Origin of the sequence: Stenotrophomonas sp. YAU14D1_LEIMI4_1 (genome assembly GCF_003086815.1) — a bacterium.
GTDB lineage: Bacteria > Pseudomonadota > Gammaproteobacteria > Xanthomonadales > Xanthomonadaceae > Stenotrophomonas.
This window is the reverse complement of the sequence record NZ_CP025997.1, coordinates 4,047,497-4,059,250: the sequence shown is the minus strand read 5'-3', so window position 1 is coordinate 4,059,250 and position 11,754 is coordinate 4,047,497. Positions and strand designations below refer to the sequence as shown.

The following is an 11,754-nucleotide window of genomic DNA, read 5'->3' as shown; positions in this document are numbered from 1 at the left end:
GAAAGGTAGAGATTAGCCGTTCGCAAGAACGCTGGCAGCAGAACTTGCGTTCTGCTTGCGGGCCCCGGCCTGGTTGCCGCTGCACGCACGCGCATATTCGCCCAAGCACTGGCCGACCCGATGCTGCGCCAGCGCGGCCGGCGTATTGGCCAGCGTGCCGTCGCGCACCGCACCGTACTGCTCGGGCAGGTACTGGCTGAGCAGCACCGGCGGCGGCGCGTGCTGTTCCAGGTTGGCAAACAGGGTCTGCACGGCCTGCACCAGCGCCGGTTCGCCCCAGTAGTAGCGGCAGCGGTCGCTGAAGGAGAACGCGCGCAGAAGGCGCAGCGCGGCGTCGTCACCCTGGTAGTAGGACTGCCAGTACTTCGGCTGCGCCACCATCACCGCGTCCAGCACCTGCGGCAGGCGCGAGCACTGTTCGGCCGGCAGCAGCTCGGCCTCGATCGCGGCCAGTGCGAACAGTGCTTCGCGATAGGCGAAGGTCGCCGCAGGGCCCACCTTGAGAATGGCGAAGTGATCGCGCACCAGCGCGTGCAGGCCGCTTTCGCGCTGGTAATCGGTGGAATGTGCTTCGAAGACGATGCGCGGCTGCTGTTCCAGGAAGTCGGCCAGTGCGCTGGCGGCCGCGGCGTCGTATTCGTGCACGCTGCTGTGGTCGAAGTCCACGCCCGGCTGCACCACCATTGCGATCACCCGCTGCCAGGCATCGCGCAGCTGCGGCGTATCGAAGGCGTGCTGGTGGATGGCCAGGGTCTGCGCGGCGGCGGCCGGCGTGGTCACCTGCAGGCCTTCGGCCAGCGAGGCTTCGCCGCCGGGAATTGGCACTTCGGTACCGATCACGTAGACCGGTGGCGGCAGGCCGTGTTCGGCGGCGGTGCGTTCGGCAATCTCGGCCAGCTCTGCCGAGCGCGCGGCGACGATGGCATCGGGCAGCGGCACCGGGTCGTCCGCGCAGGACATGCTGCAGTCCAGGTGGATCTTGTGGAAACCGGCGGCCACGTAGGCTTCGATCAGCACGCGTGCATGGGTCATCGCTTCGGCGGCCGGGCGCTTCTGCCAGGCATTGGGCCCCAGGTGGTCACCGCCCAGTATCAAGCGCTCGCGCGGGAAGCCCTCTTCGTCGGCCAGTGCGCCCACGTAGTCGCGGTACTGCGGCGGCGTCATGCCGGTGTAGCCGCCGAACTGGTCCACCTGGTTGGAGGTGGCTTCGATCAGCAGCACCGTGCCATGCGCCAGGGCCACGTGCATGGCCGCACGCAGCACCTGTTCGTTGCTGCAGCAGACGCTGTACAGGCCAACGTTGGCACCGGCACGGTGGGAAGCAAGCAGGGTCTGCAGCGGGGACATGGTCAGGCTCCGGTCGATCAGGAAAGCGAGGGGTGGCAGGCCAGCAGGGCGGCGCCGCGTGCGCCACCGGCATCGCCGAAGCGTGGCGGCACGATGGGCGGCACCTGCACGCCGTTGAACAGATGCGCGGCGACGGCGGCGGGCAGCTGCTGGTACAGCGGCGCGTACTGCGACAGGCCCCCGCCGAGCACGATCACGTGCGGGTCCAGCGCCAGCACCAGCGCGGCCAGGCTGTGGCCCAGCAGGTCGCGGTGGATATCCAGCGCCTGCCGTGCACGCGCATCGCCTGCTTCGGCGTTGGCGATCATGGCGCTGGCATCGGCGGCACTGCCGCCCAGGTGGCGCTCGATCATGGCCAGGCCGCTGCCGGACACGTAGCGCTCCACGCAGCCCTGCAGGCCACAGGCGCACGCGATCAGCGGCAGGCCGTGGCGCTGCAGCAGGTGCCCCGGCACGCTCCAGTGGCCCCATTCGCCCGCCAGGCCGTTGAAGCCGGACAGCAGGCGACCGTGCAGGCAGAAGCCGCCGCCGGCGCCGGTGCCGAGAATCGCGCCGAACATGCTGGGGTAGCCTTCGGCGGCGCCGCCGTGTGCTTCCGAAAGTGCGAAACACTGCAGGTCGTTGCCGAAATGCAGCGGGCGCTGCAGGCGCGCCTGCAGATCGGCAGCCACGGTCTGCCCGGTCAGTGCCGGCACGTTCGCACTCAGTTGCCGGCCACTGCGCCGGTCACGCACGCCGGGCAGGGCAATGCCGATGGCCGCGGCGGGGCTGCCGAGCGCGGCATCGGCCTCGGCCACCAGGGCCGCCACCGCCTGCAGGAAACCGGCGTAGTCGCCCTGCGGGGTGGCCACGCGGCGGCGCCAGCTGACCTGCAACGTCGTATCGCAGGCCACCAGTTCAATCTTGGTGCCGCCAATATCGATGCCGTAGCAGGCGTGGGCGATCAGCTCAGCCATGGTGGATGGTGACGCCCTGCACGACGCGGTTGACGGTGCCGTCGGGGAACGGGTTGTCCGGGGTCAGGCCCAGCGCGGCCGAACGCTGCAGCGCATAGAGCTGGGCAAAACCCAGCCACACCGGCGCCAGCCACGGATCATCCAGGGCAGGCACGCTGAGGGTGTAGTCATCATCGGCACCGATATCGGCATGCGGGCCGATGGCCAGCACCTGCCCGGCCACGCCGTCGCGGCGCAGCTCTTCCAGCAGATCCTGTTCGTAGCGGCGGGCCAGCGCCTGGCCGCTGCGCAGCACCACCACCAGGGTCTGTGCGTCGAGCGTCGACTTCGGGCCATGGCGGAAACCCAGCGGCGTGTTGGCCAGCGCCAGCACGCGGCCGGCGGTCAGCTCCAGCACCTTCAGCGCGCTTTCGCGGGCCAGTGCTTCCAACGGGCCACTGGCCAGGTAGATCACCCGGTTGAAGGGGCGCTGCGCCAGTGCCGCCACCGCTGCATCCCAGGCGGCCAGGCCTTCGCGGCCCAGCGCGGCAATCTGCTTCAGGCGCGCGACGCGGGCATCCCACGGCGCGCGATCAAACACGGTCAGCGCGGCCAGCAGCATGCAGGTCAGGCTGCTGGTCATCGCAAACGCGCGGTCGCAGCTGGCCGAGGGCATCAGCAGGGTGCAGGTATCGGCACGACCGGCGCCACGCCGGGCCAGTTCGCCATCGGCATTGCAGGTGATGTCCAGGAAGCGCGCCTGCGTCACGTCGCTGCGCACGCGGTCCACCGCGGCCACGCTTTCCGGGCTGGAACCACTGCGCCCGAACGACACCAGCAGGGTGGGGCGGTCGCGCTGCAGGTACAGCGCCGGGTGGGTCAGCAGGCTGGTGGTGTGCACCACGCGCACCTCGGCCGGCCACTGCGCATTGATCGCATCGGCCACCATTTCGGCAATGAAGCCGGAGCTGCCGGCGCCGGTGAACAGCACGCGCTGGTTCGGATCGTTGAGGCTGTCGCCAAGGAAGGCCTGCAGGCGGTCGCGGGCACGCGACAGGTCCTGCGCCAGGGTTTCCCACAGCGCCGGCTGCTGGGCGATCTCGGCAGCGGTGTCGGCTCCGCCAAGGCGCTGCCAGGCGGACACATCGGAAAGCAGGGTGACGTCCATTCAGAGGTTCCAGTTGGGCCAGCGCACCATCTGCGTTTTCTTTCGAAATGTCAAATATCGAAAGCAAAAGAAAAGAAAATGGCGAGACGGGTTTGCCCTGCCAGTACGTGGCAGGCAGGCGAAAGAAACGGCGAAATGCCGTATCGCACAACGCTTAATAGGCGCCTGCAAGCGCTTACACAAAGTATTGCGTCGCATCATCTTTCGTTTCGTGGAAATAAATCTTCCTTTTTGCTTTCAATTTATTGACATCTTTCGAATCGCTGTCCTAGAGTCGGCCCAACCGCTTTCGAAACGCCCGGTGAACGGGTTGGGAGTCTGTGTGGAGAACTGCGTTCGTCGCTCGCCGCTGCTGCTGGCGCTGCTGCCGGCCTTGATGCTGGCAGCGACATCGGCCCGCGCCGAACCCGTGGGCAACCTGCGTTCGATCGCCGCCAGCGACGGCCGCGAGGGCCTGCGCGCGTGGGACCTGCAGACCGACAACGGCACCCGCCTGCGCATCGAATTGCCGGCCGCCGACATCATCCGCGTGCAGGCCGGCCGCAAGGGCACGCTCACCGGCGCCGGCGACAAGGCCGCGCCGATCGTGCTGCCGCAGCCCAAGGCGAACGTGCAGGCGCAGCTGGAAGAAGACGCGCAGGAAATCCGCGTGCGTACCGATGCGCTGGTACTGCATGTGCAGCGCCAGCCATTGCGCCTGCGTCTGGAACGGCTGGACAACGGCCAGCCCACCGCGTTGTGGCAGGAACTGCAGCCGCTTGACCTGGATGCCACGCAGAGCGTGCAGGTGCTGTCATCGCAGGCCGATGAAGGCTATTACGGGGGCGGCCAGCAGAACGGCCGCTACCAGTTCAAGGGCCGCGAACTGGAAGTGTCCTATTCCGGTGGCTGGGAAGAGGGCGACCGCCCCAGCCCGGCGCCGATGCTGCTCAGCAGCCGCGGATGGGGCATGCTGCGCAACACCTGGAGCGATGGCAGCTACGACCTGCGCCAGGCCGACCAGGCCACCCTGCTGCATCGCGAAGACCGTTTCGATGCCTACTACTTCGTCGGCGCCGATCTGCCCAGGCTGATCGAACGCTACACCCAGCTGACCGGCCGCCCGAACCTGGTGGCGCGCTGGGCGCTGTCCTACGGCGATGCCGATTGCTACAACGATGGCGACAACAGCAAGAAGCCCGGCACGGTGCCCGAAGGCTGGAGCGACGGCCCCACCGGCACCACGCCGGATGTGATCGACAGCGTAGCGAAGCAGTACCGCGACCATGACATGCCCGGCGGCTGGATCCTGCCCAACGATGGTTATGGCTGCGGCTACCAGAAGCTGCCGGAGACCGTGCAGGGGCTGGCGAAATATGGCTTCCGCACCGGTCTGTGGACCGAGAACGGCGTGGACAAGATCGCGTGGGAAGTGGGCAAGGCCGGCAGCCGCGTGCAGAAGCTGGACGTGGCCTGGACCGGCAAGGGCTACCAGTTCGCGATGGACGCCAACCGCCAGGCCTTCAACGGCATCCTCGACAATTCCGATTCGCGCCCGTTCCTGTGGACGGTGATGGGTTGGGCCGGCATCCAGCGCTACGCGGTGGCCTGGACCGGCGACCAGAGCAGCAGTTGGGACTACATCCGCTGGCACGTGCCGACCCTCGTCGGCTCGGGCCTGTCCGGCATGGCCTACGCCAGCGGCGACGTCGATGCGATCTTCGGTGGCAGCGCCGAAACCTTCACCCGCGACCTGCAGTGGAAAGCGTTCACCCCGGTGCTGATGGGCATGAGCGGCTGGTCGTCGAACGCGCGCAAGCATCCGTGGTGGTATGACGAACCGTACCGCAGCATCAACCGCGATTATCTGAAGCTGAAAATGCGCCTGACCCCGTACATGTACGGGCTGGTGCACGAGGCTGCACAGACCGGCGCACCGCCGGTACGTGGCCTGATGTGGGACCACCCGCGCGATCCGCACGCGCAGGATGAAACCTACAAGTACCAGTTCCTGCTCGGCCGCGACCTGCTGGTGGCGCCGGTGTACCGCAGCCAGGCCGCCAGCCGTGGCTGGCGCCGCGACATCCACCTGCCGGCCGGCGGCTGGATCGACTACTGGGATGGCCGCCGCGTGCAGGCCGGTGCCGAGGGTCGCCAGCTCGACCGCCAGGTGGACCTGGCCACGCTGCCGGTGTTCGTGCGAGCCGGTGCGATCCTGCCGATGTACCCGTCCATGCTGTTCGACGGCGAAAAGCCGCTCGATGAAGTGACCTTCGACCTGTATCCGCAGGGCGATGCGCAGTACACGCTGTACGAAGACGATGGCACCACCCGCCGCTACCAGCAGGGTGAATCGAGCACGCAGGTGGTGCGCGTGCAGGCGCCGGCGCAGGGCAGTGGCACGGTGCAGGTGCAGATCGATGCGGTGCAGGGCCAGTACAATGGCCAGCTGGCACAGCGCCGCTACGGCCTGCGCGTGCTCAGCCGACAGGCGCCGCGCACGGTGCAGGCCGCTGGCCGCACGCTGCCCGCGCTGGCCGATGCGGCTGCGTTCAAGGGTGCAGCCGAGGGTTGGTACTTCGATGCCAGCGAGCGCCGTGGCACCCTGCACGTGCGCACCGCCGCGCAGGACATCCGCCAGCCGCTGCAGCTGCAGCTGGACTTCGCCGTAGCGGCGGCGCCCGCCGACGACGCCTTCCCGGCGGCACCGGTGCTGGGCCGCGAGCTGCCGGCCGACAGCCTGCTGGTGGTCAACCGTCCGGCCGAAGAACCCGGCCATGCACTGGAAAATGCCTTCGATGATGATCCGGGCACCTGGTTCCGCAGCGTGCGCAACCAGGCCGTGCGCACCGGTGCCCACGAGTGGGTGATCGGCTTCGGCGAGCGGAAGATGATCGATGGCATCGATATCGCGCCGCGCAACGACAAGAACTGGAAGCACGGCCAGGTGCGCGACTACGAGGTCTACCTGGGCGACAGCAACGGCGAGTGGGGTGAGCCGATTGCCCGTGGCCGCCTGCAGTTGAAGGAAGGCGTGCAGCGCATCGACTTCCCCGCCCATGCCGGCCGCCTGCTGCGCTTCCGCGTGCTGAGCGTGCAGAACCCGGAAGGCGACGGCGCCAGCAGCACCGATCCGATGGTCACCGCCGCACTGGGCAGCGCCCGCGCCTTCGATGCCCTGCAGCCGCGCGATGTGGGCCCGATCGCCCTGTCCACCTTCCATATCCTTGAACACCCGACACCAGAACGGCCGGCCCAGCAGCGCTTTCTCTCGGAACTGCCGGTGCCGGCCGCCCTGGCCCAACAGGTACGCGCGGACCACGCCTTCCGTGGCGACGCGGGCATGCGCATGAACGGCCTGCAGTTCCGCCGTGGCCTGGGCGTGGCCGCCAACAGCCGTATCGACCTGCGCCTGCAGGGGGGCTGGCAGCTGCTGCGCGCCGACCTGGGTATCGACGATGCCTGCCGCAGCGCCGGTGGCCTGCAGTTCCAGGTCTGGGGTGACAACCACCTGCTGTATGACAGCGGCCTGGTGAAGGCGCCCGGCGTGGTCAAGCCGGAACTGGACATCCGTGGTCTTTCCTCCCTGAGCCTGCGCACGCTGGGTGCGCAGGGCAGCCAACCCACCCAGGTCTGTGCGAACTGGGCCAATGCCGTGCTGATCGGCCAGGAGGGCGACTCGGCCAGCATCGTCGCCCCATGACCCCCACGTAACACCGCTCCTCCCCCGCCCATTCCGACTACGGCTTCCGAGCCGTGGCCCGGGAGCGTTTTGCCCGCCAATCGCTTTCGCGCCGCCCACCCGCCGCGCACCCCTGCCAGGAGAGAACCCCGATGTTGCCCGCCCGCCATGCTCGTCCGCCCTGTCGTTCGCTCGCCCCGTTGTCGCTGGCCATTGCCGGCGTGCTGCTGTCCATCGCCCTGCCTGCTGCCGCCCAGGACAGCAAAGACGCCGCCACGGACCTGGCCCGCATCGAAGTCACCGGCTCCAACATCCGCCGCACCGACGTGGAAACCGCCTCGCCGGTGCAGGTGATCAGCAAGCAGGACATCCAGAACATGGGCGCGCGCACCCTGCTGCAGGTGCTGGACAATCTGCCCGCCGCACGCCCGGCGCAGCAGGATTCGCGCTCGCTGTTCACCGGTTCCGATGGCGCATCGCAGGCCAACCTGCGTGGCTTGGGCGCGCAGGGCACGCTGGTGCTGCTGAACGGCCGCCGCCTGTCGTACTACGGCGCGCCGGCGGGCTTCCAGACCCAGTTCGTGAACATCGACGCCATTCCCGCCGCCGCTATCGAACGCATGGAAGTGCTGACCGACGGCGCCTCGGCGGTGTACGGCACCGACGCGGTGGCCGGCGTCATCAACGTGATCACCAAGCGCAACTTCCAGGGCGCGGAGATCACCTTCAGCAACGACACGTCCTCGCGCATCGATTCCTATGGCGAACGCCAGGCCAGCATCACCGCCGGCTTCGGTGACCTGACCGAGAACCGCTTCAACGTGTACGGCGCGGTGAACATGTACCGCCGCGACGCCATTCCGCTGGCCGATTTCTATGACAAGCGGCCGGACCAGTTCTACGTCAACAACCCCAACTACCTGACCAACCTGCGCCTGGGCGTGGGCAGCAAGCCGGGCCAGTTCAACCCGGGTACCTATTTCGCCTTCGATCCGGTGACCGGCCGCCGTGTGCAGGAAGCTGCACCGGGCTGCCAGAACGTGCTGCAGGGCCAGGCGGCGGGCCCCAGCTGCGTCTGGGAAACCTGGATGAACAACGAGATCGACGCCGGCGCCAAATCCGAGCGCAACACCGCCTACCTCAACGGCACCTTCCTGGTCGGCGACAACACCGAAATCTTCGCCGAAGCCACGTACACCGATATCGACCTGCGCGCCAACGGTGGCACCCCGCGCACCTACGGCACCACCACCGGCAACCCCAGCAGCTGGTTCTCGCGCGATACCGGCACCACGGTGAACCAGTTCCTGTACCCGTACCTGGGCCCGAACAACGAGTACAACCACGCCAGCCCGGAACTGAAGGCGCTGATGGGCGGCGTGGTGGGTCTGAACTACCTGCTGCAGGACGCCGGCCCGAACTACTTCGGCCAGCGCAACACCGACCAGAGCTACCGCGTGCTGACCGGCGCGCGTGGCAACGTGGGTGACTGGAACTGGGAAACCGCGTTCGCCACCGCCGGTACGCACTCGGTCACCTACCAGACCATCAACGTGAACCTGAAGGGCTTCGAGAAAGCCTTCGGCCCGTACTCGGTGGACCCGGGCACTGGCCGGGTGATCATTTCCGATCACCCTGCCTACAAATTCGGTGAGATCAGCGAGGCCAACGCGGCGCTCATCCGCGAAGCGTTCCCGACCTTCGACATCCAGTCGTGGACGCGCCTGCATACCCTGGACGGCAAGATCGAAGGCCCGCTGGCGCAGCTGCCGGCCGGTGAAATGCGCGCGGCGTTCGGCTTCAACGCCAGCCGCGAAACCTTCTACACCCCCGGCAACCCGGATGCCGCTGCCGGCCTGATCACCCAGCAGGGCGGCTCGTGGTTCGATGGCGCGCGCAATACCTATGCGCTGTTTGCCGAAACGGTGGCGCCGATCACCGACAAGCTGGAACTGGACGCCGCGCTGCGCGTGGACAAGTACCCGAACTTCAAGGCCAACGTGGCGCCGAAGATCGGCTTCAAGTACCAGGCGTTCGACCAGCTGATGCTGCGCGGTACCTATTCCACCGGCTTCCGCGCCCCCAGCCTGGCCGAATCGGGCAGCGGCGGCGTGTTCGCCCAGCTGGGCGGCTACCGTGACGACGTGCGTTGCGACGAAACCAACGCAATCGCCAACCTGCTGCTGAAATCGCAGCGCCCCGGCGATGTCGACCTGGGCAAGGGCCTGCTGAACGTGGATTGCAGCCGCACCGTGGCCCGCATGACCCAGCCCAACCAGGATCTGAAGCCGGAAAAGGCGAAGATCGCCACCCTGGGCTTCGTCTACGAGCCGGCCAGCTGGCTGTCGGTGTCGGCCGACTACTGGTTCATCTACCGCGACAACGAAATCGTCGCGCCGGATTTCACCAAGGACACCGACATCATCGCTTCCACCCGCTCGCCGATCACCGACGCCGACCGCGCCAACGTGGCCCAGCTGGCCGCGATGTGTGCCGACCCGGCCAGCGGCGTGGCCTGCCCCGGCGTGCTGCCCGGCTACAGCGTGGGCAACGTGGCCAGCGTGGTGGGCCAGTACAAGAACCGCGGCAAGACCCTGGTCGACGGCTTCGACGTGGATGCGCGCAGCCGCTTCTCGCTGGGTGAATGGGGCGGGCTGAACATTGGCCTGGCCGCCACCATCGCCAACCGCAACCGCTACTACATGGATGAAGAGAGCGGCTGGTACTACGGCGATGTGGTGGGCTACTACAACAACCCGCGCCTGCGTGCCACGCTCAATGCCGACTGGACCTACAAGCAGGTGACCACCAGCATGTTCGTGAACTACGTGGGCGGCACCAAGTGGGCACGCGACCGGGTGGACGAAGTGGACAACAATGCGCAGACCTGCACCGCCGGCTTCCTGGCCCTGGAAAAGAGCAAGTGTGACGGCGCACCGTCGTGGTGGACCGCCAACCTGAGCGTGACCTGGCGCCCGGACGATGCCTGGAACCTCAGCTTCACCGTCAAGAACCTGTTCGACCGCCTGCCGTTCTACGACCCGAACAGCTTCCTGGGCGATTCCAGCGATTACGCCACCATCTTCGGCCGCGGCTACAGTGTCACCGTGGGCTACAAGTTCCAGTAAACCCATCGTGTGACCCGGCGCGCCGGCTGCGGCTGGCGCGCCTTCAAGAGGAGAGTAAGAGCCATGCAACGTAGGGAATTCATTGCGGCCGGTGCCGCCATCGCCGCCAGCAGCCTGCTGCCGCAGACCCCCGCCTGGGCACGCGGGCGCAAGGTGCGCCTGGCCCTGATCGGCACCGGCATGCGTGGCCTGGTGCTGCTGAAAGAGCTGGTGCGCCGCGATGACGTGGAGGTCGTCGCCCTGTGCGACATCGAACCGATCATGCTGGGCCGCGCCATGGACATGGTGGCCAAGGCCGGCAAGCCCGCGCCGAAGACCTACGGCCAGGACCGCGACAGTAACGCGTGGAAGCGCCTGCTGGAACAGAAGGGCATCGACGGCGTGATCATCGCCACGCCCTGGGAATACCACGCGCCGATGGCGATTGCCGCCATGCAGGCCGGCGTGGCCGTGGGCTGCGAAGTGGTGGCCGGCATCACCCTGCAGGACCACTGGGATGTGCTGAAGACCCAGCTGAGCACCGGCACCCCGTACATGTTGCTGGAAAACGTCTGCTACCGCCGCGACGTGATGGCCGCGCTGCAGATGGTGCGGCAAGGCCTGTTCGGCGAACTGGTGCACCTGCAGGCCGGCTACCAGCACGACCTGCGCGGGGTGAAGTTCAACTCCGGCGATCCCAACCAGCCCTACGACAGCGGCGTGGAGTTCGGCCCCAAGGGCTGGAGCGAAGCACGCTGGCGCACCGAACATTCGGTGCAGCGCAATGGCGAGTTGTACCCCAGCCACGGCATCGGCCCGTGCGCCATGTACACCGGCATCAACCGCGGCAACCGCTTCACCCACATCAACGCCTTCGCAACCAAGGCACGTGGCCTGCACGACTACACAGTGGCCAAGAGTGGTGGAACCACCCATCCCAGCACGAAGGTGAAATTCAAGCTGGGTGACATCGTGACCACCACGCTGGCCTGCGAGAACGGCGAAACCATCCTGCTGCAGCACGACACCTCGCTGCCGCGCCCGTATTCGATGGGCTTCCGCGTGCAGGGCACCAAGGGCCTGTGGATGGATGTGAACCATTCGATCCACATCGAAGGCCGCAGCCCGCCGCACCAGTGGGAAGAGTTCAAGAAGTACCAGGACCAGTACGAACACCCGCTGTGGAAGCAGAATGCCGACACCGCCGCCAGCGCCGGCCACGGTGGCATGGACTGGTTCGTCATCCATGCCTTCGTGGAAGCGCTGAAGGCCAAGGCGCCGATGCCGATCGACATCTACGACGCGGTGACCTGGAGCGCGATCACCCCGCTGAGCGAACAGTCCATCGCCAACGGCTTCCAGACCCTGGAATTCCCCGACTTCACCGCCGGCACCTGGAAGCAGCGCAAGCCGATCTTCGCCTTCGACGGCAACTACTGACCGGCTCTTGTAGAGTCGAGCTTGCTCGACTGCTTTCAACGCAACGCCGGGCCATGCCCGGCGTTGCTGCTGGCGTCTGCGCTACTCTGCACGCAG

General features: G+C 67.3%; 6 protein-coding genes. 3 read left to right on the top strand and 3 right to left on the bottom strand.

Annotation, left to right across the window (positions count from 1 at the left end; all coding sequences use genetic code 11):
- Positions 1 to 12: 12 nt before the first annotated feature.
- From C1932_RS18585 to C1932_RS18575, 3 genes are read right to left on the bottom strand one after another with little or no spacing between them, the layout of a single operon-like run.
- Complete coding sequence (locus C1932_RS18585; protein ID WP_108763159.1) at positions 13 to 1,347, bottom strand: D-tagatose-bisphosphate aldolase, class II, non-catalytic subunit; 1,335 nt, start codon at positions 1,345 to 1,347, stop codon at positions 13 to 15.
- Between the two features lie 17 nt (positions 1,348 to 1,364).
- Positions 1,365 to 2,303, bottom strand: coding sequence for an ROK family protein (locus C1932_RS18580; protein ID WP_108763158.1), 939 nt, complete (start codon positions 2,301 to 2,303; stop codon positions 1,365 to 1,367).
- Positions 2,296 to 3,450 carry an SIS domain-containing protein gene (locus C1932_RS18575; protein WP_108763157.1) on the bottom strand — a complete coding sequence of 385 codons (1,155 nt, stop codon included), beginning with the start codon at positions 3,448 to 3,450 and terminating at the stop codon, positions 2,296 to 2,298. The genes C1932_RS18580 and C1932_RS18575 overlap by 8 nt, the downstream gene beginning before the upstream one ends.
- Before the next feature lie 322 nt (positions 3,451 to 3,772).
- On the opposite strand from C1932_RS18575, the gene C1932_RS18570 reads away from it, so the two are divergent.
- From C1932_RS18570 to C1932_RS18560, 3 genes are all read left to right on the top strand, one after another.
- Entirely contained in the window at positions 3,773 to 7,132 is a 3,360-nt protein-coding gene (locus C1932_RS18570) for a TIM-barrel domain-containing protein (RefSeq protein ID WP_108763156.1), read from the top strand.
- Positions 7,133 to 7,263: 131 nt separating this feature from the next.
- Entirely contained in the window at positions 7,264 to 10,239 is a 2,976-nt protein-coding gene (locus tag C1932_RS18565) for a TonB-dependent receptor (RefSeq protein ID WP_108763155.1), read from the top strand.
- Between the two features lie 63 nt (positions 10,240 to 10,302).
- Positions 10,303 to 11,658, top strand: a complete 1,356-nt coding sequence (locus C1932_RS18560; RefSeq protein WP_108763154.1) for a Gfo/Idh/MocA family oxidoreductase — start codon at positions 10,303 to 10,305, stop codon at positions 11,656 to 11,658.
- The last annotated feature ends 96 nt before the right edge of the window (positions 11,659 to 11,754 follow it).

What these genes read in the sequence shown, in the direction of transcription:
- C1932_RS18565 (WP_108763155.1), top strand. Translation starts at nt 7,264, where the DNA reads ATGTTGCCCGCCCGCCATGCTCGTCCGCCCTGTCGTTCGCTCGCCCCG.
- C1932_RS18560 (WP_108763154.1), top strand. Translation starts at nt 10,303, where the DNA reads ATGCAACGTAGGGAATTCATTGCGGCCGGTGCCGCCATCGCCGCCAGC.
- C1932_RS18580 (WP_108763158.1), bottom strand. Translation starts at nt 2,303, where the DNA reads ATGGCTGAGCTGATCGCCCACGCCTGCTACGGCATCGATATTGGCGGC.
- C1932_RS18585 (WP_108763159.1), bottom strand. Translation starts at nt 1,347, where the DNA reads ATGTCCCCGCTGCAGACCCTGCTTGCTTCCCACCGTGCCGGTGCCAAC.
- C1932_RS18575 (WP_108763157.1), bottom strand. Translation starts at nt 3,450, where the DNA reads ATGGACGTCACCCTGCTTTCCGATGTGTCCGCCTGGCAGCGCCTTGGC.